Source organism: Ferrigenium sp. UT5 (genome assembly GCF_045866295.1).
Classification (GTDB): domain Bacteria; phylum Pseudomonadota; class Gammaproteobacteria; order Burkholderiales; family Gallionellaceae; genus Sideroxyarcus.
This window is the reverse complement of sequence record NZ_BAAFRY010000017.1, coordinates 1-23,554: the sequence shown is the minus strand read 5'-3', so window position 1 is coordinate 23,554 and position 23,554 is coordinate 1. Positions and strand designations below refer to the sequence as shown.

The following is a 23,554-nucleotide window of genomic DNA, read 5'->3' as shown; positions in this document are numbered from 1 at the left end:
TCAATTCTCCATCAACTCGTTCAGTTTCGCCGCCTGCTCGGTGACCTTCGCGCCCGCCATCACCCAGGCCACCACGTTGTCTTCCAGCACCAGATTTTCGATTTCCTGGATGCGTGACTTGTCGGCACGATACCACTGCCTCACCTCTTCCGGGCGTTCGAAGCTTTGCGCATATTCATTCACCAGCGCCTCGACCTGCTCCGGCTTGGCCTGCAAGTCGTGCTGCTTGACCAGTTCGGCGAGGATCAGCCCCAGTTTGATTCTTTTTTCGGCGCGCTCAAGGAACATATCGGCTGGCAACTTCAGGCCTTGAGGAATCTTCATGCCTCGCCCTTCCATGTCGCGCACCGTCTGCTCCATGAGGCGCTGCGCCTCACCCTGTACCAGGGATTGCGGTGCATCCAGTTGGGAGACCTTGAGCAGCAATTCCATCACGCTGTCCTTGTTCCGGACTTTGACGCGACGCTGCGCTTCGCGTCCGACATTTTCACGAATCTCCTGCCTGAATTTCTCCACATCGCCATCGGCCACCCCCATCGATTTCACGAATTCCGCGTCGAGTTCGGGCAAATTCGGCGCTTCCACCGCGTGCACGGTAATGGTGAAGGTCACCTGCTTTCCGGCCACATCCTTGCCGTGGTAGTCGGCGGGGAACGTCATGTCGAAGGACTTGGTCTCCCCCGCCTTGCTGCCCAGCAGTGCATTCTCGAAATCCGGCAACATCCGTCCGGCGCCCAGCACCACGGCAAAGTCCTTGGCCGAACCGCCCTCGAACAGGTTGCCGTCGAGCATGCCCGAGAAATCGATGCGCACCTGATCGTCATTCTGCGCGGCACGATCCGCCGTTTTGTATTCGACGCGCTGCTTGCGCAGCGTCTGGATGGTTGCTTCCACGTCCGCCTCTTCCAGGTTGAACACCGTGCGGGTCACGCCTTCCCCGGAAATATCGCCGATGACGACTTCCGGAAAGACTTCAAAAGTTGCGCTGTATTCGATCTCGGGCGCGTTCAGGTCAGCCGTCTTGATCTCGAACTGCGGATAGCCGGCCACCTGCAGTTTATTCGCGCTTGCCGCCTCGGCAAACGAGCGTTGCAAACTTTCCCCCAGAACTTCCTGTTGCACCGAATCACCATATTGCTGCTCCAGCACCTTCAAGGGCGCCTTGCCCTGACGGAAGCCGTGGATTTTGGCGGTACGTCCCAGTCGCTTTAGCCGGTTTTCCACTTCGAGACGAATCTGCGGCTGCGCAACGGAGGCGTTCAGGCGACGCTGCAGGCCGCCCAGGGTTTCGATATTAGACATACTTCAATTCCTCAATGAATAAATGATTGCAGAACAAAAAACGCGCCGGATGATACAGCAAAGCGGGCGCTTGGACCCGCCCGGCCGATCATTCTTCGTGTGGCTTCACTGCCGCCAGCCCCCACACCTCGCGGTTGTAGTCCATGATGGTGCGGTCGCTGGAAAATTTCCCGCTGGTGGCCGTATTGATGATGCTCATGCGGGTCCAGTTCTCCTGATCGCGATAGGCCGCCGCAACCTGGTTCTGCGCCTCCACATAAGCGCGGAAATCGGCCAGGGTGAGCCACGGGTCATGCGGGTTCAGCAGCGACTGGACAATCGGATCGAACAAGCCGGGCTCGAACAGGTTGAAATGATGGCTTTGCAGGAGGCCGATGACCCGGCGCAAATCCTCGTCAGCCGCCATGATCGCGGCCGGATCGTAATGCCCGCGTGTCGCTTCGACCTGGTCGGCAGTCAGGCCAAACAGGAAGAAGTTCTTTTCTCCTGCCTCTTCCCGGATTTCGATGTTCGCGCCATCCAGCGTGCCGATGGTCAGCGCGCCGTTCATCATGAACTTCATGTTGCCGGTGCCCGAGGCTTCCTTGCCCGCGGTCGAAATCTGCTCGGACAACTCGGCCGCCGGGCAAATCACCTCCATCGCCGACACGCGGTAATCGGGCAGAAACACCAGTTGCAGCAGGCCTTTCGTGTCCGCGTCCTGATTGATCACTTCCGCGACCGCATTGACCAGGCGGATGATGCGCTTCGCCATGTCGTAACCGGGTGCCGCCTTGCCGCCGATCAGGACGCAACGCGGTGTCCAGTCTGCGGTGTCGCCACGTTTGATGCGGTCGTACAGATGGATCACATGCAGCACATTGAGCAGCTGCCGCTTGTATTCGTGGATGCGCTTGACCTGCACATCGAACATCGCCTGCGGGTCGAAGGCTACGCCGCAATCGCGCTGCACCATCGCGGCCAGACGCTGCTTGTTGTCCTGCTTGATCTTGCGCCATTGGGCACGGAACGCCTTGTCATCCGCAAATTTGCGCAAGTTCTGCAATTCCGCCAGGTTGGTGCGCCACGCCTCGCCGATGGAGGCGTCGATCAGCGCGCTCAATTCCGGATTGCTCCAGGCCAGCCAGCGGCGCGGCGTCACGCCGTTGGTCTTGTTATTGAATTTGCGAGGCCACATTTCGTAAAAATCGCGGAACAAGTATTGCTGCAGCAGCTGCGAATGCAGGGCGGCCACGCCATTGACGGAATGGCTGGCAACAACTGCCAGATAGGCCATGCGCACTTGCGGCTGCCCCCCCTCCTCGATGATGGACATGCGCCGCACCCGCTCCACGTCTCCGGGCCAGCGCAATGAGACCTGCTCGAGGAAACGGGCATTGATCTCGTAAATGATTTCGAGCAAGCGCGGCAACAGGCGACCGAACATGGCCACCGACCACTTCTCCAGAGCTTCCGGCAACAGGGTGTGATTGGTATAGGCCATGGTCTCCTGCGTGATGTGCCAGGCCTCATCCCACTCCAGGTGGTAATCGTCCAGCAGCAGGCGCATCAGGCAGGCAACGGCGCAGGTGGGATGGGTGTCATTCAACTGAAAGGCGTTCTTGGCGGCGAATTGCGAAAAATCTTCGCCATGCTTGGCCACCCAGCGGTTGATCACGTCCTGCAGGCTGGCCGAAGCGAGAAAATACTGCTGGCGCAGGCGCAGTTCCTTGCCGTTCTCGCTGGCATCATTCGGATAGAGCACCATGGTGATGTGCTCGGCCGCATTCTTCGCGGCTACCGCCTCGGTATAGCTGCCGGCGTTGAATTCTTCCAGGTTGAATTCCTCGGTGGCGGTGGATTTCCACAGGCGCAGGGTGTTCACCGTGCCGTTGCGGTAGCCGGGGATGGGCATGTCGTAGGGCACTGCCATCACATCCTGGCTGTCCACCCAGCGTGTGTGTGTCCGCCCCGACTTGCCGGTGTAGTGTTCGGTCCGTCCGCCGAACTTGACGCGAACGGCAAGCTCCGGCCGTTCCACCTCCCACGGATTGCCGTTGCGCAGCCAGTGATCGGGGTCCTCGACTTGCCGCCCCCCTTCGATGCGCTGGCGGAACATGCCGTATTCGTAGCGCAGTCCGTAACCGGTTACCGGCAACTGCAGGGTGGCGCAACTATCCAGAAAACAGGCGGCCAGACGGCCCAAGCCGCCATTGCCCAGACCGGCATCGCTTTCCTGTTCCTGCACGTCCTCCAGACGCACGCCGAAGCCGCGCATCGCCTCGGCCGTTTCCTGCTGCATGTCAAGGTTGAGCATGGCGTTGCCCATGGCGCGCCCCATCAGGAATTCGAGCGAGAGATAGTATGCCTGCTTGCCGTCCGCCTCGTCGTAGGCGCGCTGCGTGTGCCGCCAGCGTTCGATCAGGCGGTCGCGCAAGGTGTGCGCAAGGCAGGAATAGACGGGGTAGCCGGACAAGGCAAACTTGTCCCAGCCCAGCGTGTGCCCGAAGTAGCGGCGGAAGTCTTCCATCACGCTGATGGCATCGGTCCCCATCGGCGGCATACGCATGATGCTGTGTTGTTTCGGAATAAAGGGATTCGCGGGGGTATTCACAATAATTTCCTGAAAGGGAGATGAAACAGGGATGTGATTCTAACAAATAACCCCGCATCAGGCTTGGCTAGCCAAGCCTGAATGGGGTAAAACAGGCAAAAATACGACTAATCGGAACGGCGCATCGTTCCTCCGGCGGCCGGATCACCGCCACCGATGCTGATGACGTGTTGCAGATCGACCGGGGGAGGCAATTTGAGCAGGCGATAAAGGTTGGTCAGATTTTTCCTGAACAACCGGTCAAACGAGGACACGCTTTGCGCCGTGTTGTAATCGCCGAACCACCAGAACCAGTCCGATCCTTCGCAATCGGCCAGTTGCTCGGTTGCCATGCGCAGCGCTTCCGCATCAAGGCGGCCGCTGTTGGTCACAATATCGTAACTGCGCTTGGCCTCGCACAGCAGATCCCAGCCACGGTTCTTGTCGGGCGAGCCGATCCAGGTGCTGAACGTGCCATAGACCCAGCTTCCCGCAACCAGCTGCTTCAGGCGCCCGACCGTCGAACGCCGATTGGAATCCTCGGTCGTTTCGACCTGTTCGCCAAAGGTGGTGGTGACGATATGGGGATGTTGCTCCAGCCGGGCATACAGCTCGGACAGGAAGTAATAGCCGTTGTAGGGATAGTATTCCCAGGCATTCTCGCCATCCAGAATGATGGACACCACCGGATCCTGCTCGCCCTGATGCTGGCGATAGATTTCCTCCAGCTGGTGGATGAAATCCTTGGCGGCATCATCCCCGCGCCATTTTGCATACTCGAAGCCAATGCGGTCGGACAGGCTGTCATCACGGAAGAAGCAATAAACGGGCTTGTTTTCCCCTTCCAGCAGATAAGGTTTGTACAGATAGGCCAGCTTGTCCGGCAACGCATTGCCATTGGTCTCGCGTTGCAGGCTGTGCGCGAGGACCGCCTGCCCGGTAGCTGTCCATTTGAAGCCCTGCTCCCCCAGCAATTTCAGGGTCGCGCGCGACAGGCTGCCTTCGGAGGGCCACACCCCTTTTGCCCCCATCCCGAAGTTGCGCTGATGGCTTTCCACCGCCTTTGCCAGGTGCGCCTGCGCGCGGCGCAATCCGCCGGGGTAGTACCCGGCCTGCGGCAACGGCGCACCCGGCTCGCTCTCGCGGGCCGAATTGAAATCCAGCAGCAGCGGCAGGATCGGGTGATTGTAGGGTGTGGTCGATAGTTCGATTTGTCCGCGCTCGGCCAGGGCCCGATAGCGTGGCAGGATGCCCTCGATCAGTTCGCCAATCAGATTGAACAGCTCCATCCGCTCGGCAAAACTGAACTGGCTGCCCTTGGTCATCAGGCGCGCAACCACTTCGCTGCCCCGCCGCACCGACTCGCCCATCCACACCAGGTGATACCACACCAGCAAATCCGCCAGATACTGGCCGGACAGGTAGGTCACGCTCTCCCGTCCGCGGCCTTCCATCATCTTCTGCAAATCGAACAGATGCTGGTAGGCGCGATAGGGCTGCAGCATCTTGGCATGGTTGCTTTTGAAGCAGCTATCCAGAATGTGCAAGCGCTCCGGCTCGCCCAGATCATCCAATTGCTCCCGGCACAGCATCGTGAGCAGGCCGTCCCGTATCTGCCCCGACTTGAACTGTTGCGCATAATCGAGCAACTGCTCCGCCAGAATGGGCACGAAATTCACCACCGCCCTGGCTTGGGGATGTTGTTCCAGGTGATACGCCATGTCGGTGTAGTCTTTCATGGCATGCAGGTAAGTCCAGGGCAGGACATACTCGCCGGTAAGGTAATCGCGGTAGTCCGGCTGGTGCATATGCCAGCAGAAAATCAGCTTCAGTTTCTTTTCAGTGTTCTTCTTGCTATGCGACATGGGCGATTGCGAAATTAAGTTGATTTATCGGACGTTATGGATGGAGTGGCCGAGCATATCCGGGGTCACCAGGGTGACGCCGCCTTTGGAGACATAGAACCGCTTGGTGTCTTCCTCGCGATTGAAGCCGATCTGCATGCCATCCGGGATGTCGCATTTATTGTCCAGCACGACACGGTGCAATTTGACATTCTGCCCGATGCGGCAGCCGGACAGAATGACCGAATCCTTCACGTTGCTGCGTTCGCCGACGCGCACATCGGAAAACAGCAGAGAGTGCTGCACCCGGGCACCGCTGATGATGACGCCGCCGGAAACCATGGAATCGATCGCCTCGCCGCGCCGCCCCTCGTCATTGAACACGAACTTGGCCGGCGGCAACTGCTCCTGATAAGTCCAGATCGGCCAGTTCTTGTCGTAAAGGTCCAGGTCGGGCACGACACTGACCATTTCCATGTTGGCTTCCCAATAGGCATCGATCGTTCCCACGTCGCGCCAGTAGGCCTGCCCGCCCTCCTTCACGCCGACACAGCTACGTTCGTAGCGATGGGCATATACTCGATAGCGCTCGATCAGGTAAGGGATGATGTCGTGCCCGAAATCGTGGGTCGAACTCTTGGTATCGGCATCGCGTACCAGTTGCTCGTAGAGGAATTTGGCATTGAACACATAAATTCCCATGCTCGCCAGCGACCGGCCGGGTTGGCCCGGCAATTCCGTCGGGTGTGCCGGTTTCTCGGAAAACTTGACGATACGGTCTTCCTCGTCCACCGTCATCACGCCGAACCCCGTCGCCTCTTCCACCGACACCTCGATGCAGCCGATGGTCATGTCGGCTTCGCTGCGCACATGCGCCGCCAGCATCTCGCCGTAGTCCATCTTGTAGATGTGGTCGCCCGCGAGGATCACGATGTATTCCGGGTTGTAGCCGCGCAGGATGTCGATGTTCTGGAACACCGCATCCGCCGTGCCGCGATACCACTCTTCCTGGATGCGCTGCTGCGCCGGCAACAGGGCGACGAACTCGTTGAACTCGCCGCGCAGGAAACCCCAGCCCTTCTGGATATGCTCGATCAGGCTGTGCGCCTTGTACTGCGTCACCACCCCGATGCGGCGGATGCCGGAATTGATGCAGTTGGACATCGGAAAGTCAATGATGCGGAACTTGCCGCCGAACTGCACCGCCGGCTTGGCGTTCCAGTCGGTCAGATTGTGCAGGCGGCTGCCCCGTCCTCCCGCCAATACCAAAGCCACGGTATTTTTGGTCAGTGCGCTGATGAAGCGTGGTGATTGCATGTCTTGTGCCATGTTGCTCTCCCTGTTTAGCGTTCAAGTGTCTTGTTGTAAAGGTCCAGATACCGTTGCGCGCTGTGGCGCCAACCGACATCGCGCCGCATTCCGTTGAGCTGGATACGGCGGAAGGTGTTCGGGTCGCGGTAGCATTCGATCGCCCATTTGATGGTCTGTTGCAGCGCCTGCGCGCCCGGGTCGTCGAACACGAAACCGGTTCCGCCCTCCAGGCTGGCATTCACCACCGAATCGGCCAGCCCGCCGGTGCGACGCACCACGGGCGGCGTGCCGTAATGCATGCCGTACATCTGATTCAGGCCGCAGGGCTCGAACCGCGACGGCATCAGGAAAATATCCGCTCCCGCCATGATCTGGTGCGACAGCGGCTCGTCAAAGCCGATGGTGACGGAAACACGTCCGCCATGGCGCTGTGCCAGTTTCTGGTAGCGCCGCTCGAACTCCGGATCGCCGTTCCCCAGCACGGCCAGTTGCGCCCCGCTTTCCAGCAGCGGCGGCAGGCATTCCAGCAACAGATCCAGCCCCTTCTGGTAAGTCAGGCGGCTCACTACCCCGAGCAAAGGCGTCTGTTCGTTCACCTCCAGCCCCAGACGTTTTTGCAGCGCCAGCTTGCCTTGCGTCTTTTGCGCCAACACATTTTCGTCGTAGTGCACGGCCAGATGTTTGTCGCTGGCCGGATTCCACTCATCCTCGTCGATACCGTTGAGAATGCCGGACAAATGCGACTTGCGCGCCGTAAGCAAGCCCTGCATGCCGTAGCCCATCTCGGTCGCCTGAATCTCGTGCGCGTAGGTCGGACTGACCGTCACGATGTGATCCGCGTACTGCAAGCCGGATTTCAGGAAGGATAGATTGCCGTGGAATTCGACACCATGCATGTGAAACATCTGTTGCGGAATCTCCAGTGCCTTGATCCAGTCACGGTCGAAGTTACCCTGAAAAGCGATGTTGTGCACCGCCATGACGCTCTTGGCATGGGTGCCGCCAGCGGCATGCAGATAAGCCGGGACCAACCCTGTCTGCCAGTCGTTGCAATGCGCCAGTTCTGCCTGCCAGTCGATCGGCGACGCCGCGCTGCCCAGCAGGGCCGCCACTTTGGACAGCATGCCGAAACGCATCGGATTGTCCGGCCAGTCACCCCCCAGATGGTATTGATAGGGACCGGCCACACGGCAGAAATATTCCGGCGCATCCAGCACATAGACCGGCACCCCGGTATCCGGCATCTTCGCGGTCAGCAAACGAACCTTGGGTTGCCCCGCAAACACCGAAAAGGCGGCGGCCACCTTCTTGGCCTTCAAACTGTCCAGCACCTGGCTGTAGCCGGGCAGCAGCAGACGCACATCCTGTCCCAGCGCCTGCAGCGCGGCCGGCAGCGAGGCGCTGACATCGGCCAGACCGCCGGTCTTGATCAGCGGATGAACCTCGGAGGTGGCAAACAGAATGCGGGTCATGATTTTTGTCTCAATGATTTGTAGTGATTGACGAGGCCGTTGGTCGAGGCATCATGCGAGCTCACCGCTTGCGCATCCCGCAATTCAGGCAGGAGGTTGGAAGCCAGTTGCTTGCCCAGCTCCACGCCCCATTGGTCGAAGGAATTCACGTTCCAGATCACGCCCTGCACGAAGATCTTGTGCTCGTACAGCGCAGTCAGCCTGCCCAGAGTGCGCGGCGTCAGGCGCTCGAACAGAATCGAATTGGTCGGCTTGTTGCCGGAAAATACCTTGTGCGGCAGCAGCATGGCAATGCCCGCCTCATCCATGCCGGCCGCTTGCAGTTCGGCCCGCGCCTCGTCCGCGTCCTTGCCCTTCATCAGCGCCTCGGTCTGCGCGAAATAGTTGGAAAGCAGGGTCGCGTGATGCTCGCCCAGCGGATAGTGACTGTTCGCCGGCGCAATGAAATCGGCCGGGATCATTTGCGTGCCCTGATGGATCAGCTGGTAGTACGCATGCTGGCCGTTGGTGCCGGTGCCGCCCCACAACACCGGACCGGTCGCGTAATCCACGGGTTGCCCCTGGCGGTCCACATATTTGCCGTTGCTCTCCATGTCGGCCTGCTGGAAATAGGCAGTAAAGTATTCCAGCGACTGGTCATAAGGCAGGATGGCATACGTCGGCGCATCGTGAAAATTGCGGTACCACACCCCGAGCAGCGCCAGAATGACCGGCATGTTTTGCTCCAGCGGCGCGCTGCAGAAATGCTGGTCCATGTCATACGCGCCGCGCAACAATTCCTCAAAATTCTCCATGCCGACATACAGCGCAATGGATAGCCCGATGGCAGACCACAGCGAATATCGCCCGCCCACCCAGTCGGAAAACTCGAACATGTTGTTCGGGTCGATGCCGAACGCGTCCACCGCGCGCGCATGGGTGGACAGCGCGACGAAGTGCTTGGCCACCTGGCTCGCGTCGCCCGCATGACGCAACAGCCAGTCGCGGGCGGAGTCCGCATTGAGCAGGGTTTCCTGGGTGGTGAAGGTCTTGGAAGCGACGATGAACAGCGTGGTTTCGGGGTCCAGTCCGGCAAGACACGTCGCGATGTCCGTCCCGTCCACATTGGAGACGAAATGCGCGCGCAATTCGGCTGATGCATAGGGTTGCAGCGCCCGGCACACCATCAGCGGCCCGAGATACGAACCACCGATGCCGATGTTCACCACATCCGTGATGGGCTTGCCGCTGTAGCCGCGCCAGACGCCGTTGCGCACGCTGTTGACGAACAGGCGCATCTTTTCCAGCGTATGCCGAATGCCGGTCAGGACATCCACGTTTTCCACCCGGATCGGTGCGTGCGCCCGATCGGTTGCCGCGCGCAGGGCGGTATGCAGCACCGCCCGATTCTCGGTGAAGTTTATTTTTTCGCCGGCGAACATCCGGTCGCGCCAGTCCGCCACCTGGGCCTGCCGCGCCAGTTGCAGCAGCAGGCGCAAGGCTTCGTCGTCGATCAGGTTTTTCGAATAGTCGAGCAACAGATCGTCGAATTTGAGCGAATAGCGGGAAAAGCGCTGCGCATCTTTTACAAAGGCCTCGCGCAACGAAAAATCACGCAGTGTTTCCCGATGTTGCCCTAACGCCTGCCAGACTGGAGACTGAGTCAATTGAGACATATAAAAACCTATCTGATCCTGCTCTGAATTTAACGCATCCGCTCCAGTACGATACCGGCCAATGGCGGCAGCAGCACCTCGATCGACTGGTCCATGCCGTTGCATTTCTCGTCGCTGGTGTACAGGCCAAAACCGTTGCCGCTATTGGAGCCGCCGTAATAATGCGAGTCGCTGTTGAAAATCTCGCGGTAGCCCCCCTTGCGCGGCACGCCGATGCGGTATCCCGGGCGCGGCACCGGGGTGAAGTTCAGGGCGACGATCACCTCTGAACCATCCCGCGCGATGCGCCGATAGACCAGCACCGACTGGTCTGCATTGTTGCAATCGATCCAGGCAAAACCCTCGTGGGAAAAGTCCAGCTCGTGCAAAGCCGGCACATCCATGTACAAATGATTGAGATCGCGCGACAGGGTCTTCATGCCGCTGTGCTCTTGCCGCCCCAGCAGATACCAGTCAAGCTCGGCGCCGACGCCCCATTCGCGTCCCTGGGCGAATTCATTGCCCATGAAATTCAGTTTCTTGCCTGAAATCGTCATCTGGTAAGTGAACAGCAGACGCAAGTTTGCAAACTTTTGCCAGGCGTCCCCCGGCATCTTGTCGAGCAGGGATTTTTTGCCGTGCACGACTTCGTCATGTGAGAACGGCAGCACGAAGTTCTCGGTATAGGCATACAGCTGACCGAAGGTGAGCATGTTCTGGTGATAGCGCCGATGCACCGGATCGAGCTCAATGTAGGACAAGGTGTCGTTCATCCAGCCCATGTTCCATTTCATGGAAAAACCCAGTCCACCAAGATAGGTCGGGCGCGACACCATCGGCCAGGAAGTGGATTCCTCGGCCAGGGTCAGGGTGCCGGGAAACTTCTCGTGCGTCATCACGTTCAATTCGCGCAGGAAATCCACCGCCTCGATATTCTCGCGTCCGCCGAATTTGTTCGGCAGCCACTGTCCGGCCTTGCGCGAGTAGTCCAGGTACAGCATGGACGCGACCGCATCCACGCGCAGACCGTCGATATGGAATTCCTGCAACCAGAAATAGGCGTTGGCCAGCAGGAAGTTGCGCACCTCGTTGCGACCATAATTGAAGATCAGCGTGCCCCAGTCCTGATGCTCGCCCAGACGGGGATCCTCATGCTCATACAGCGCGGTGCCGTCGAAACGCGCCAGCGCAAACGCATCCTTGGGAAAGTGCGCCGGCACCCAGTCGAGGATCACCCCGATGCCCGCGATGTGACAGCTATCCACAAAATAACGGAAGTCGTCCGGCGTACCGAAACGGCTGGTCACCGCAAAATAACCGGTCGTCTGATAGCCCCACGACTCGTCGAGCGGGTGTTCGCTGACCGGCATCAGTTCGATGTGGGTATAACCCATCTCCTGCACGTAGGGGATCAGCGTGTCGGCCAACTCGCGGAAATTGTAGAAGCGCCCATCCCAATGCTTGCGCCAGGAACCGGCGTGCATCTCGTACACATTCAACGGCAGATGCTGCCAGTCGCGCACCGCGCGCTGCTCCATCCAGGCCGTATCGCGCCAGGTGTAGGCGCCCAGCGTGGTCACCCGGGTTGCCGTGCCCGGGCGCATCTCGAAACTGAAGCCATAAGGATCGGACTTGGTCAGCAACTCGCCGCTACCGCGATTGCGAATCTCGAACTTGTAGAACTCGCCCAGGCCGATATCCGGCACGAACAGTTCCCACACACCGCTGCTGCCCAGCGAACGCATCGGGTAAACGCGCCCGTCCCAGCCGTTGAAATCGCCGACCACGCTCACGCGCTCCGCATTCGGCGCCCACACTGCAAAACGCACGCCCCACACGCCCTGCACTTCCATGTGATGGGCACCCAGCATGCGGTAGGATTCCTGCAACTTGCCCTGTGCAAACAGATGCAGATCGTAGTCGCTGATGCTGACGCCAAAAGTGTAGGGATCGTGCACTTCCAGCAGGTGATTGAAATAATTCAGTTGCAACAGACAGGGGACCGGCAATGCCTGCTTACCGCGCCAGGTGAACAACCCCGCCGCATCAACGCGTTCCAGCGGCAGCCACGTCTTGCCATCATGCACTGATACCGCACTGGCATAGGGCTGGAAGACGCGCAATACATATTCGGATTTGATTCGGTGCAATCCCAGATAAGCAAAGGGATCATGGTGACGAGCTTCTAAAACCGCAAGCTTATTCTGACTTTCTGTTGGCATATATCGCTCCCTCCCCCGAAATATAGCCTTTTAAACTGGAACTAACAATGACATCGACACCAAAACCCCGGTTAAGCCATGGGAGCATGACGCGTATCGCGGGGTACACCGATTTCAGGCAACCTTGAAATTCTGCCCATGGGCATCGCAACCTCTCGGCTAATTTGGATAGAGATGACAATGCACGAAATGGCTGTTTCCATTCACCCGGCGGGCATCCGGATAAGCGGAACAGGCCGCCAGCCGCTGCGGGCAACGCGGCGCAAAATAGCAACCGGAAGGCGGGTCGGCGGGAGAAGGAAGGTCGCCTTCCAGCCTGACGTATTCCCTGCCCGCACCGTCGATTCGCGGCACCGCAGACAACAATGCCCGGGTGTACGGATGCTGCGGGTCATGCATCACTTCACCGGTTGTGCCGCGCTCGACGATGCGTCCCAGATACATCACGCACACCTCGTGCGCCAAGTACTCCACCACCGCCAGATTGTGCGTAATGAACAGGTAACTCAAGCCCAGCTCTTCCTGCAGCAGTTTCAACAGATTCAATATCTGCGCCTGCACCGACACATCCAGCGCCGAAGTGGGTTCGTCGCAAATCAGCAGCCGGGGCGATACCGCCAGCGCGCGCGCGATGGCGATGCGCTGGCGCTGACCTCCTGAGAACTCGTGCGGATAGCGCCACTTGCTGTCGCGCGCCAGCCCGCATTTGTCGAGCAGGCCATCGATATGCCTTTGCCGCGCGGAACTGTCCCCGTCAATCCGCAGCGCACGCATGCCCTCTTCCAGGATTTCCGCCACGCGCATCTTGGGATTGAGCGAGGCACAAGGGTCCTGGAATACCATCTGCATGCCTGCGCGATGATCGATTCCGCGTAATTCGCGCCCGTCGAAACGGACCCTGCCTGCCGTGGGCCGATGCAAATTCAGCAAGGCCTTGCCCAGCGTGGTCTTGCCGCAACCAGACTCGCCCACCAGCGCCAGGGTGCGGCCGCGTGGAATCTCGAAAGAGACACCATCGACCGCCTTCACCTGACCGACCACGCGCTGCAGCAAGCCCTTGCGGATGGGGAAGTGAACTTTCAGGTCTTCAACCTCCAAGAGTGCCGAGTGCCGAGCATTGAGAGCCGAGTATTGAGTGCTGAGTATCGAATGCTGAATGGCAGACTCGGAAATCTGCTCTCGGTACTCGGCACTGGCATATAGATGACACCTCACCTCGCGCCCGTCTTCAACTGCACACAGTTCCGGCATCTGATCTCGGCACAGCTCCAACGCCCGGTCGCAGCGCGGGGCGAAGCGGCAGCCCTGCACGATACTGCCCAGCGGCGGCACACTGCCGGGAATCGCCTCCAGCACCTGTCCGCTGCGGCGAGCATCCGGCAATGCCGCAAACAACTTTTGCGTGTAGGGATGCAGCGGCCGCGCAAACAATTGTTCGCGCGACGCCTGTTCCACGATCTGCCCCGCATACATCACGGCGACCTGATGCGCGTTCTCCGCCACCACCCCGAGGTCGTGCGTGATCAGCAGCATTGCCATGCCGGTCTTGTTCTGGGTCTCGCGCAGCAGTTGCAGCACCTGCGCCTGGATCGTCACATCCAGCGCGGTGGTGGGCTCGTCGGCGATCAGCAGTTGCGGATTCCCCGCCAGTGCCATCGCGATCATCACGCGCTGTTTCATGCCGCCCGACATTTGAAAGGGATATTCATCCACGCGACGCGATGCGTCAGAAATGCCAACCTGATCGAGCAATCCGATGCATTGTTGGCGTGCCACATCACCACGCAGAGCACCATGGAACTCCAGCACCTCGGCGATTTGTTCGCCCACGCTCATCACCGGATTCAGGCTCAATCCCGGTTCCTGAAAAATCATCGCCATCTGCCCGCCGCGCACCCGGCGCATCTCGCGCTCGCTCAAACCGGACAGTTCCACGCCATCCAGCCGTGCCGAGCCGCTGCCCGGCAGTACACCATCCGGCAACAGCCGCATCAGCGCCAGCGCGGTCATCGACTTGCCGCAACCCGATTCGCCCAGCAGGGCAAAGGTCTCTCCCGCCCGGAGGTCGAACGAAATGCCATCGACGATCGCCGTCCCCGCCCGCAAACGCACGACGAGCCGATCGACCTGCAACAGCGGCGCTGCGGATTCGAGTCCTGACCGGTCTGTCACTGCACCACACTCCCTGCTTCGAGCCGCAATTGCCGACCGCACCGTCCCGCCAGCGCCACATCATGCGTCACCAGAATCAGCGTCGTACCCTGCGCGCGGTTGAGTTCCAGCATCAGCTCGATGACCTGCGCCCCGGTCGCGTGATCCAGATTGCCGGTCGGCTCGTCGGCAAAAAGTATCCTGGGACGGGTGACAAACGCGCGCGCCAACGCGACGCGCTGCTGTTCGCCACCGGAAAGGTGTTGCGGCCGATGCAGGCTGCGCGCGCTCAAACCCACCTGGGCCAGCGAATGCTCGGCACGCTGGCGCGCATCCTTTGCACCCGCCAGTTCCAGCGGCAGCATCACGTTCTCCAGCGCATTCAGCGCCGGCAGCAACTGGAATGACTGGAACACGAATCCGGCCAGCTCGCCGCGCAGGCGCGCCCGCCCGTCCTCATCCAGCGCAAAAATGTCGATGCCGTTCAAGGACACGCTGCCGCGGGTCGGCACATCCAGTCCGGCCAGCAATCCGAGCAGCGTGGATTTGCCGGAACCGGAAGACCCGACGATGGCAAGGCTTTCCCCCGGCGCCACCGCGAAACTGACATCGCGCAAAATCATAAGCGGGCGATCGCCACTTAACACTTGCTTGGTAAGCCCTGCTGCTTGCACAATCGAAACCATGAAGACTTTCCTTAAACTCGTTTTTCTGCTCGCCGCACTGGCAACGGGCGGTTCTGCCCAGGCGGCCAGGACCCTATTGGTATTTGGCGACAGTTTATCAGCCGGCTACGGCATTGCGCGTACAGACTCATGGGTAAATCTGTTGCGGCTGGAACTGAAAAAATCGCACCCACAATTCGATGTGGTGAATGCCAGCATCAGCGGAGAAACCACGGCAGGCGGCCTGCGGCGCATCGGGGCCGCTTTGCAGCAACACCAACCGACCATCGTGATCCTGGCATTGGGCGCCAACGACGGATTGCGCGGCACACCGCTCGCCCTCACCGAACAGAATCTCGACCGCATCATCGAACAGAGTCGCGCCGCGCAGGCAGGGGTGCTCTTGCTCGGCATGCGGCTGCCTCCCAACTATGGCGCGGATTACACGGCGCGCTTTCAGGCGCTCTACCCGAAACTGGCACGCAAGCACAAACTGCCCATTTTGCCCTTCATGCTGGAAGGCATCGCGGCTGAACAGTTCCTGCCGGACAATCTGCACCCGAATGCCGCAGCGCAGCCGATCATCATGCAGAATGTGATGCAACACTTGAAGCCACTCCTGAACAGATGAGCAACCACCTTATCCACGAGACCAGCCCCTACCTGCTGCAGCACGCCGAGAACCCGGTGGACTGGCACCCGTGGCGAGCCGAAACCCTGCAACTCGCCCGTGCGCTAGACAAACCCATCCTGCTTTCCATCGGCTACTCCGCCTGCCACTGGTGCCACGTCATGGCGCACGAGTCGTTCGAGGATGAAGCCGTCGCGGCGGTGATGAACGCGCACTTCGTCAACATCAAGGTGGACCGGGAAGAGCGCCCCGACCTCGACCAGATCTATCAGAATGCGCATTATCTGCTCGCCCGCCGCAGCGGCGGCTGGCCGCTCACGATGTTCCTCGCGCCGGATGGAACGCCGTTCTACAGCGGCACCTATTTCCCCCGGCAGGCGCGTTATGGATTGCCCGGTTTTGCCGAACTGTTGTTGCGCGTGTCTGCCGCCTTTCACGAAAAACGCAGCGAACTAACCGCACAGGGACAACAGGTCATCGCGGCCCTAGCCGCATGGCAGCCGGCGAAAAACACGGACGAGGCCATGCTCGACAGCACGCCGATCACAGCGGCTATACAGCAACTCAAGACGGATTTCGATCCGGTCCATGGCGGATTCGGCGGCGCGCCGAAATTTTTGCATCCGGCAGAACTGGACTTGCTGTTGCACCAGGGACACCCCAAGCAGGACGAACAAAGCCGCCATACCGCCCTGTTCACCCTGCAACAGATGGCCCTGGGTGGACTGTATGACCAGTTGGGCGGCGGCTTCTGCCGTTACAGTGTGGACGACGTCTGGGACATCCCGCACTTCGAGAAGATGCTGTACGACAACGGGCTGTTGCTCGGTGTCTATTGCGATGCCTGGTTGAACAGCCGCGATCCCCTGTTCGCGCGCGTGGTCGAACAGACGGCCGACTGGGTGATGCGCGAGATGCAATCTCCATCCGGCGGCTATTACGCCTCGCTGGATGCCGACTCGGAACACGAGGAAGGCAAGTTCTATGTGTGGCAACGCAACGACATCCGCGACCTGTTGACGGAAGAAGAGTACGCCGTCGTCGAACCCTATTACGGCCTAGACCGCTCCCCCAACTTCGAGCAGCACGCCTGGAACCTGCGCGTGAGCCGCCCGTTGAGCGAGATCGTGCAGTCGCTGCAACTTGACCAACAGCAGGCAACCGCACTGCTTGCGTCCGCGCAAGCCAAGCTGTTCGCGGCCCGCGAACAGCGCGTCCGCCCTGGCCGCGATGAAAAGATACTCGGCAGCTGGAACGGGCTGATGATCGCCGGTATGGCGAAAGCAGCGCGCGTGTTCAGACGTGATGATTGGAAAGTTTCCGCGCAGCGTGCCCTGGATTTCGTGCGCAGCACCCTGTGGCAGGACGGCAAGTTGTACGCCACGCACAAGGACGGCAAGACGCATCTGAACGCCTATCTTGACGATCACGCCTTCCTGCTGGATGCCGCGCTGGAATCGATACAGACCGAATATCGCGGGATGGATATGCAGTTCGCGGTGCAACTCGCGGACGCACTATTGGCACGCTTCGAGGATGCGGAGCGCGGCGGCTTCTACTTCACCAGCCACGACCACGAAGCGTTGATCCAGCGCAACAAGACCGGCCAAGATAACGCCACCCCGAGCGGCAACGGCATCGCTGCACAAGGCTTGCTGCGGCTTGCCGAACTGACGGGCGACACGCGCTATCGCGATGCCGCCGAACGCTGTCTGCGGCTGTTCTACCCCTTGATGCAACGAGCGGCGAGCCAGTGTTGCAGCCTGAACACCGCACTGGGCGAACTGTTGCAGCCGCCTTCCTTGCTGGTGTTATGCGGCGATGAAAAAGAGACAGCCGCCTGGCGGGCGGCTGTCTCTGAAAATTACGAACCCGAGTTGATGGTGATCACACTGCGCGGCGATGAACAGGGCTTGCCTAAAATTTTGGCAAAACCCAAATCGTCATCGACCACGGCCTGGCTGTGTCGCGGCACGCAGTGCCTGCCGCCCATCGACGACCTGGCCACACTGCAGGCCGAACTAGTGTAGTGTCGCGCGCTATCTGGAACTTATGCCAAGGTGCGGGAAGCCCTTGTGGGTCGGGTTTTAACCCGACATGTCGGACTGAAGTCCGACCCACAAAGGTTCGCAATAAGTATCGTTAAGAGTGCAGCACGACACTAGCGTAGCGTCACGCCCCCGCCCTGCGCGCCGAACCCGGGGAACATGCTCGCCACCCCGGCGCCCAGCTTCTTCGCCAGACGGTCCGCGATGTTCTCGCGTGCGGTGAAATCGACGATGTTCTCGACTTTGATGATGTCGCGCGCCACCGAATCCACACTGCCGATGCCATCCGCCAATCCCATCTCGATCGCCTTGTCGCCAGTCCAGAATAAGCCGCTGAACATCTCCGGCGTCTCATGCAGACGCTTGCCGCGCCCCGCACGCACCACGGCGATGAACTGCTGGTGGATGTCGTCGAGCAAGCCCTTGGTGAAGGCTTCGTGTTTCGGGTTGCGCGGCGAGAAGGGATCCATGAAACCCTTGTTTTCGCCCGCCGTCATCAGGCGCCGCTCCACGCCTAGTTTCTGCATGGTGCCGGTGAACCCGAAACCGTCCATCAGCACGCCGATCGAACCGACGATGCTCGCCTTGTTGACGTAGATGTTGTCCGCTGCCGCCGCGATGAAATAGCCGCCCGAAGCGCACATATCTTCCACCACCACATGCAAGGGAATCTCCGGGTGCAGGGCGCGCAGGCGTTTGATCTCGTCGTTCACCAACCCGGCCTGCACCGGGCTGCCGCCGGGGCTGTTGATGCGCAGGATGACTCCTGCCGTGCGCGTGTCGTCGAACGCATCCTGCAAGCTGGAAATCAGGTTGTCGGCATTGGCCGGGCTATCGGCTGCGATGACCCCGTTGATGTCGATCAGCGCCGTGTGCTTGCCCCCGGCCAGGCCGTCCCCTTTGTCACCGGCGATATCCATCACCATCACAAATAAAAAGGACAGGTAAGCAAAGGTCAGCAACTTAAAGAAAATCCCCCAGCGCCGTGCGCGCCGCTGTTCCTGGATGGCCGACATCGCCAGCTTCTCCAGTACGTTACGTTCCCAGTTGTCACCCAGTTCAGACATATCGTTCTCCTTAACCACTCTCAAGCACCGCGTCATTCCGGCGAAAGCCGGAATCCAGCGGGTTTATCCAAATGCATTTGCATTGTCCGCGCTCCGCGCGGCGTGTTTTGATTGACTGGATTCCGGCTTTCGCCGGAATGATCGTTACGCGTTGGCCTTCAGCCAGGCGCGCAATTGATGAAAATCGTCCACCAGCGCGAGCGGATTCAACGCGCGCAACTGGTCTTCCGGGTGCGCGCCGTGGGTTACCCCCACCGCATCCACGCCGGCATTGATCGCCATCTGCAGATCGTGCGTGGTGTCGCCCACCATCAGCACGCGCTCCGGCGGCATGCCCAGTTCGTCCATGATCTCCAGCAACATGGCCGGATGCGGTTTGGAAAAGGTCTGGTCGGCGGTTCGTGTGGCCTGAAAATACGGGCGCAAACCGCTGCTGTCCAGCACCCGATCCAGCCCCTTGCGGCTCTTGCCGGTGGCCACCGCCAGCCGATATCCCGCTTCGTGCAATTCGGTAACGGTTTCCGCCGCCCCGGCATACAGGGGAATGGACGCATCCTGTGCCATGAAATAGTAGCGATAGCGTTCGGCCAGCGGCTCGTACAGGGCTGCGGGCGCCTGCGGCACGGCATGCCGCAAGGCTTCCACCAACCCCATGCCGATCACATGACGCGCCGCCTCGTCGCTCGGCACCGGCAGCCCGAGGTCGCGGCAAGCCGACTGGATCGAAGTGGCGATCACCGCAGTGGAATCCATCACGGTGCCATCCCAATCGAACACGATCAGGTCATAACGTTTGTTCATCTTGCCGTTCATCAAAAATCGAGGCGCGGATTCTATCACCGTCGGCGGGCGATCCTCGTATAATGCGCGCCCTCCCGATTGATGCTGACATGAGCCTGATCTATATCCTTGACCTGTGTGCGGTCGCGGTGTGCGCCATCACCGCCACGCTGGAAGCGCAGCGGCGCGAACTCGACCTGTTCGGGGTCGCCGTCATTTCGGTGATCGCCGGGATCGGCGGCGGCACGGTGCGCGATCTCCTGCTGGGACGCCTGCCGGTGTACTGGATCCATGATTCCATCTATGTGGTGGTCGGCATCACCGCCGCCATGCTCACCTTCTTCATTCAACGCAACATCAGAATTCCAAGGAATTTTTTCCTGCTACCGGATGCAATCGGCCTGGCGCTGTTCACCGTCATCGGCACCAGCATCGCCATGAGCTTGCACGTGAACTGGCTCATCGCAGCCCTGATGGGGGTCATCACCGGCGTGTTTGGCGGCGTCATCCGCGACATTCTGTGCAACGAAGTGCCGCTGATCTTTCGCACCGACATCTACGCCACCGCCGCACTGGTGGGGGCGCTGCTGCTGATCGCGCTCGACAGCTTGGGCATGGCACACAATATCGCGCTGGTTTTGTCGATGTTCGTCACCGTCGCCATCCGGCTGATCGCGATCCGCTGGCACATCCACTTGCCGCGCTTCCGCGCCTACGAATGATGAACAAGCCGCTCCCTTCCTGGCTGGTTTATTGCCGTCCCGGCTTCGAGCGCGACTGTGTGGAAGAGACCCAGGCCAAACCGCTCGAAGCGGTCGGGAACAGCGGCTACCTCGTGTTGCAGGGCAAGGCGCGTCTGGCATACAACCAACTGGCATTCGCGCGCCAATTGTTGACGCTGCTTGGGGAAGTACGCGACCTGCCCGAGCGCGACCGCCTCGCCCCGTTGCTCGCCGCCCTTCCCGCCGCGCCGGAACGCTTCGGCGCCTTGTATCTCGAAGTGCCCGACACCAACGAAGGCAAGACACTCTCCGGCTTCACCAAACGCTTCCAGCCCCTGCTGGAACAAGCACTGCGCGACAGCGAGCGTCTGACTGATGATGCCTGCCTGCCGCGACTGCACCTCTTCTTCCCGTCCGAAGACAGGGCACTGATCGCCACGAGCGACCCGCACAACAGCAGCGATGCGCTCAACGGCATTCATCGCGTCAGCATGTCTGCCGACGCACCCAGCCGTTCCTACCTGAAACTGGCCGAAGCCTTCGCCGTGTTTATGGATGAACAGGAACAGGCGCAATGGCTGAAACCACGCATGACCGCGGTGGACCTGGGCGCCGCGCCCGGCGGCTGGACCTGGCAACTGGTGCAGCGCGGCCTGCACGTGACTGCCGTGGACAATGGCCCGCTCAAAGGAGCCGCCGCCGGCCACCCGGCCGTCAAGCATCTGCGCCAGGACGGATTCAAGTTCCGCCCGCAACGTCCGGTGGACTGGGTGGTGTGCGACATGGTGGAACAACCGCAGCGTGTCGCGGCGTTGATGACGGAATGGATCGTCGGCGGCTACTGCATGAATGCAATCTTCAACCTGAAACTGCCGATGAAGAAACGGGTGGAAGCGTTAAGGATCGCGCTCGACTCCATCCGCAGCGCACTCAACAAAAAAGGTCTGCGCTACCGTCTGGAAGCCAAACAGCTCTATCACGACCGCGAGGAAGTGACGGTATTCCTGCACCGCGAGAAACGTTAGGGACACTCCCGAATTACGTCATCCCCGCGAACGCGGGGATCCGGCGTTTCACTTCCCGCCGTGCGCCGACCTGTGAGCCCAGCGTCAGGCTTCTTCGTCGATGTGATCGCTTGTGCCACCTTCCATCAGGTTGCGGAGACGGCGATCCAGCCCCGAACGCAACTCGATCAGCACCTTCTGGTTATGGATACGGCGACAAGCCTTGCGCCTATCCTCCTGCGGCAGAGGCTGCTCCGCCCCCTGTTGCTCCCGCGCGTTGGCACTCAGCGTCACCACAGTCGGCTCCACTTCCTCATGGAGGGGTTTCACCGCATGAACAGAAGTGAGCCCCCTCACCGCACGTGAAGTCGGCGTCGCGGCAGGCGGGTTGATGCTAGGCGCGAATCGCATGATGGCTCCTTTCGCAGCACAGTCACTTGATATATCGGCAGGTTTCGGCTCAGGTTAACACCAGGCCTTCAATTTTACGTCACCCTTGGAAGACTATTTTTCAGGGGAAGGTCAAGCGCGCCTACCCTATTTTTATATATTAGCGCGTCCCGCTTGAATGACGGGTTAGGCTGGACAAACCCCACGCAAGTAGCCATGCGATCAGTAGCCAAAAAGTGCATAGAAAAACCCAACCGAAGATGGTGGGTGCGCACCATCCCCAGCCGCACGCGCCATTATGCTCAAGCAAACCAGGGATGCCGATTTTATGAAACAAATAAATCGAAAGATACGGTACTGCCACGATTAAACCTGCCGGTGAATCTAGGTAACCTGGCCACACTAGCGCAGGCAAAGATAGCAAAAGAAGAGTTGCAATGATTGCGGTAAAAAATTTGAGGGTTCGTGGCTGGAACATTGTCTTGGCCTAACGTAGAAGTCACCGGCGCTGCGCGGCTTCATCGCGCAGCGTCCGTGTGGACTGCCGGGTTGGGCGGCGATGGTTAGATTCGGTTCTTTTCAACAAGCCTCCGATAATGCTCACCCAGAGCTGTAAGTCTGCAAGACTTGCTCTCCATCGCAGCGTTCCACATGTGCGGCGCGTCCACTGGTACAAGTAAATTAAGCCGGTTGTACCTTTGCAGAATTGCGAACGTTCTTGTATTTTCAGGATTCGGAGCAGGCATGCCTGAATCTCGCCCCTTCATTTCCGGCTCGTAAGTCGGGTCTAGGGGGAACTCAAATCCCGGAGCAGGGAAAAACTCTGTGATCCTTTGCAACTCCGTAGTGGGAATCGGAGGAGCCACCTTCCTTAAGGAAACAAACCGCTTTACGTTCGTTTTAAAGACCGGCCTCTGCTCCCAGGCACCGAGCGATTGGTCTATGTGGGCGTAAACACTACCGGGTGTTATGTCGCCGGTGAGATTCGCTGCGCCTCCATTGAGAGCATCGACGAAGAGGGTGGTAAAGACGCCTCTTCCATTCTCTTCCGTTGCATACTGGTCTTTCGTTGAGGCGGTGAGAACGGTTAGCCCCTCTGCTAATGAGGCTAGCTGATCAGCAGAAGGTGCGCTCCCTGCAATTCCTGAGTGGCAACTATCCAGCACGATCACTTTGTTCTTGGCTGGTGAACCGTTCGCCAATATCAATATTTCAGACAGCGAAACACCTTCGTCACCGCGTCGTGAGTCAGTGGCAAGAAGGTATCCGCCGGTCGCCTCAATATGTCCGTGGCCTGCGAAATATAACAAAGCAATTTCAGCTTCGGTTTTGAACAGTTTCTCAATTTGATCTTTCAGGTCGCCACGATCTACGCGATCACTCGGTCCCGTGCCCGCAAGTAGGAGACAATCGAAATTCACTGCGCCACCATCGTGGCGAGCCAATACAGCTTTGACCGCATGTGCGTCATCAACGCAACCGAATAGTGGACCGCCATGTTGGTAGTAGTTAATTCCGACAATTAGTGCAATTCGCATAGTGTTTGCCTTGTATCGGTTAGAGGCTATCGATGAATTTCTCGATTGCCGGCCATGTCCACACTACCGTATTGACACCAATAAGATTTGGGGTCTTCGTGAAAGAGTGTGGGTAGAATTTAGCATGAAATCCTCTGCAAGCCTTGTGGCATCTGGCAAAATCCGGTCTGCACCTGTCGCGGGAAACGGGAGGATTTCTCA

18 protein-coding genes are annotated in these 23,554 nt (G+C 59.6%); 5 read left to right on the top strand and 13 right to left on the bottom strand.

The window, feature by feature from the left end:
- The 9 genes from tig to ACKTSJ_RS07745 form a co-directional block, all read right to left on the bottom strand.
- The gene (gene tig / locus ACKTSJ_RS07785; protein WP_407899027.1) at positions 1 to 1,302 is read right to left on the bottom strand and encodes a trigger factor; all 1,302 of its coding nucleotides are present in this window, start codon (positions 1,300 to 1,302) and stop codon (positions 1 to 3) included.
- An 88-nt stretch (positions 1,303 to 1,390) separates the two neighbouring features.
- Entirely contained in the window at positions 1,391 to 3,850 is a 2,460-nt protein-coding gene (locus ACKTSJ_RS07780) for a glycogen/starch/alpha-glucan phosphorylase (protein WP_407899091.1), read from the bottom strand.
- Positions 3,851 to 4,002: 152 nt separating this feature from the next.
- Positions 4,003 to 5,739, bottom strand: a complete 1,737-nt coding sequence (locus ACKTSJ_RS07775) for a glycoside hydrolase (RefSeq protein WP_407899025.1) — start codon at positions 5,737 to 5,739, stop codon at positions 4,003 to 4,005.
- A gap of 24 nt (positions 5,740 to 5,763) precedes the next feature.
- Positions 5,764 to 7,047 carry a glucose-1-phosphate adenylyltransferase gene (gene glgC, locus ACKTSJ_RS07770; protein ID WP_407899024.1) on the bottom strand — a complete coding sequence of 428 codons (1,284 nt, stop codon included), beginning with the start codon at positions 7,045 to 7,047 and terminating at the stop codon, positions 5,764 to 5,766.
- Positions 7,048 to 7,061: 14 nt separating this feature from the next.
- Positions 7,062 to 8,501: a glycogen synthase GlgA gene (glgA, locus tag ACKTSJ_RS07765; protein WP_407899022.1), complete on the bottom strand. Its 1,440-nt coding sequence runs from the start codon at positions 8,499 to 8,501 to the stop codon at positions 7,062 to 7,064.
- Positions 8,498 to 10,156: a glucose-6-phosphate isomerase gene (gene pgi, locus ACKTSJ_RS07760; protein WP_407899020.1), complete on the bottom strand. Its 1,659-nt coding sequence runs from the start codon at positions 10,154 to 10,156 to the stop codon at positions 8,498 to 8,500. The genes glgA and pgi overlap by 4 nt, the downstream gene beginning before the upstream one ends.
- A 29-nt stretch (positions 10,157 to 10,185) precedes the next feature.
- Positions 10,186 to 12,357, bottom strand: coding sequence for a 1,4-alpha-glucan branching protein GlgB (glgB, locus tag ACKTSJ_RS07755; protein WP_407899018.1), 2,172 nt, complete (start codon positions 12,355 to 12,357; stop codon positions 10,186 to 10,188).
- Positions 12,358 to 12,516: 159 nt separating this feature from the next.
- Positions 12,517 to 14,529 (bottom strand): dipeptide ABC transporter ATP-binding protein, encoded by a 2,013-nt coding sequence (locus ACKTSJ_RS07750; protein WP_407899016.1) that lies wholly within the window; start codon positions 14,527 to 14,529, stop codon positions 12,517 to 12,519.
- The gene (locus tag ACKTSJ_RS07745; RefSeq protein WP_407899014.1) at positions 14,526 to 15,131 is read right to left on the bottom strand and encodes an ABC transporter ATP-binding protein; all 606 of its coding nucleotides are present in this window, start codon (positions 15,129 to 15,131) and stop codon (positions 14,526 to 14,528) included. Before ACKTSJ_RS07745 ends, ACKTSJ_RS07750 begins: the two co-directional genes overlap by 4 nt.
- Positions 15,132 to 15,192: 61 nt before the next feature.
- On the opposite strand from ACKTSJ_RS07745, the gene ACKTSJ_RS07740 reads away from it, so the two are divergent.
- Positions 15,193 to 15,804 carry an arylesterase gene (locus ACKTSJ_RS07740; protein WP_407899012.1) on the top strand — a complete coding sequence of 204 codons (612 nt, stop codon included), beginning with the start codon at positions 15,193 to 15,195 and terminating at the stop codon, positions 15,802 to 15,804.
- Entirely contained in the window at positions 15,801 to 17,834 is a 2,034-nt protein-coding gene (locus ACKTSJ_RS07735; RefSeq protein WP_407899010.1) for a thioredoxin domain-containing protein, read from the top strand. The genes ACKTSJ_RS07740 and ACKTSJ_RS07735 overlap by 4 nt, the downstream gene beginning before the upstream one ends.
- Before the next feature lie 131 nt (positions 17,835 to 17,965).
- On the opposite strand, the gene ACKTSJ_RS07730 is transcribed toward ACKTSJ_RS07735, so the two are convergent.
- A complete protein-coding gene (locus ACKTSJ_RS07730) occupies positions 17,966 to 18,919 on the bottom strand; it encodes a S49 family peptidase (RefSeq protein WP_407899008.1) in 954 nt (317 codons plus the stop codon).
- Between the two features lie 144 nt (positions 18,920 to 19,063).
- Complete coding sequence (locus ACKTSJ_RS07725) at positions 19,064 to 19,720, bottom strand: HAD family hydrolase (protein ID WP_407899006.1); 657 nt, start codon at positions 19,718 to 19,720, stop codon at positions 19,064 to 19,066.
- Between the two features lie 89 nt (positions 19,721 to 19,809).
- Here ACKTSJ_RS07725 and ACKTSJ_RS07720 point away from each other — a divergent pair, with 89 nt between their 5' ends.
- Positions 19,810 to 20,421 (top strand): trimeric intracellular cation channel family protein, encoded by a 612-nt coding sequence (locus ACKTSJ_RS07720; RefSeq protein WP_407899004.1) that lies wholly within the window; start codon positions 19,810 to 19,812, stop codon positions 20,419 to 20,421.
- Positions 20,421 to 21,446, top strand: a complete 1,026-nt coding sequence (rlmM, locus tag ACKTSJ_RS07715; protein ID WP_407899002.1) for a 23S rRNA (cytidine(2498)-2'-O)-methyltransferase RlmM — start codon at positions 20,421 to 20,423, stop codon at positions 21,444 to 21,446. Before ACKTSJ_RS07720 ends, rlmM begins: the two co-directional genes overlap by 1 nt.
- Before the next feature lie 84 nt (positions 21,447 to 21,530).
- Here the strand turns inward: rlmM and ACKTSJ_RS07710 are convergent, their stop codons facing one another.
- Entirely contained in the window at positions 21,531 to 21,836 is a 306-nt protein-coding gene (locus ACKTSJ_RS07710) for a hypothetical protein (protein WP_407899000.1), read from the bottom strand.
- Positions 21,837 to 22,031: 195 nt separating this feature from the next.
- Between ACKTSJ_RS07710 and ACKTSJ_RS07705 the strand changes: the two genes are divergently transcribed.
- Positions 22,032 to 22,256: a hypothetical protein gene (locus tag ACKTSJ_RS07705; RefSeq protein ID WP_407898998.1), complete on the top strand. Its 225-nt coding sequence runs from the start codon at positions 22,032 to 22,034 to the stop codon at positions 22,254 to 22,256.
- A gap of 122 nt (positions 22,257 to 22,378) precedes the next feature.
- On the opposite strand, the gene ACKTSJ_RS07700 is transcribed toward ACKTSJ_RS07705, so the two are convergent.
- Positions 22,379 to 23,353: a caspase domain-containing protein gene (locus tag ACKTSJ_RS07700; RefSeq protein WP_407898996.1), complete on the bottom strand. Its 975-nt coding sequence runs from the start codon at positions 23,351 to 23,353 to the stop codon at positions 22,379 to 22,381.
- Positions 23,354 to 23,554: the final 201 nt, after the last annotated feature.

What these genes read in the sequence shown, in the direction of transcription:
- ACKTSJ_RS07735 (WP_407899010.1), top strand. Translation starts at nt 15,801, where the DNA reads ATGAGCAACCACCTTATCCACGAGACCAGCCCCTACCTGCTGCAGCAC.
- ACKTSJ_RS07705 (WP_407898998.1), top strand. Translation starts at nt 22,032, where the DNA reads ATGCGATCAGTAGCCAAAAAGTGCATAGAAAAACCCAACCGAAGATGG.
- ACKTSJ_RS07775 (WP_407899025.1), bottom strand. Translation starts at nt 5,739, where the DNA reads ATGTCGCATAGCAAGAAGAACACTGAAAAGAAACTGAAGCTGATTTTC.
- ACKTSJ_RS07780 (WP_407899091.1), bottom strand. Translation starts at nt 3,850, where the DNA reads ATGCGTATGCCGCCGATGGGGACCGATGCCATCAGCGTGATGGAAGAC.
- ACKTSJ_RS07745 (WP_407899014.1), bottom strand. Translation starts at nt 15,131, where the DNA reads ATGATTTTGCGCGATGTCAGTTTCGCGGTGGCGCCGGGGGAAAGCCTT.
- pgi (WP_407899020.1), bottom strand. Translation starts at nt 10,156, where the DNA reads ATGTCTCAATTGACTCAGTCTCCAGTCTGGCAGGCGTTAGGGCAACAT.
- ACKTSJ_RS07725 (WP_407899006.1), bottom strand. Translation starts at nt 19,720, where the DNA reads ATGAACAAACGTTATGACCTGATCGTGTTCGATTGGGATGGCACCGTG.
- ACKTSJ_RS07740 (WP_407899012.1), top strand. Translation starts at nt 15,193, where the DNA reads ATGAAGACTTTCCTTAAACTCGTTTTTCTGCTCGCCGCACTGGCAACG.
- glgA (WP_407899022.1), bottom strand. Translation starts at nt 8,501, where the DNA reads ATGACCCGCATTCTGTTTGCCACCTCCGAGGTTCATCCGCTGATCAAG.
- ACKTSJ_RS07720 (WP_407899004.1), top strand. Translation starts at nt 19,810, where the DNA reads ATGAGCCTGATCTATATCCTTGACCTGTGTGCGGTCGCGGTGTGCGCC.
- ACKTSJ_RS07730 (WP_407899008.1), bottom strand. Translation starts at nt 18,919, where the DNA reads ATGTCTGAACTGGGTGACAACTGGGAACGTAACGTACTGGAGAAGCTG.
- glgC (WP_407899024.1), bottom strand. Translation starts at nt 7,047, where the DNA reads ATGGCACAAGACATGCAATCACCACGCTTCATCAGCGCACTGACCAAA.
- rlmM (WP_407899002.1), top strand. Translation starts at nt 20,421, where the DNA reads ATGAACAAGCCGCTCCCTTCCTGGCTGGTTTATTGCCGTCCCGGCTTC.
- ACKTSJ_RS07710 (WP_407899000.1), bottom strand. Translation starts at nt 21,836, where the DNA reads ATGCGATTCGCGCCTAGCATCAACCCGCCTGCCGCGACGCCGACTTCA.
- tig (WP_407899027.1), bottom strand. Translation starts at nt 1,302, where the DNA reads ATGTCTAATATCGAAACCCTGGGCGGCCTGCAGCGTCGCCTGAACGCC.
- glgB (WP_407899018.1), bottom strand. Translation starts at nt 12,357, where the DNA reads ATGCCAACAGAAAGTCAGAATAAGCTTGCGGTTTTAGAAGCTCGTCAC.
- ACKTSJ_RS07700 (WP_407898996.1), bottom strand. Translation starts at nt 23,353, where the DNA reads ATGCGAATTGCACTAATTGTCGGAATTAACTACTACCAACATGGCGGT.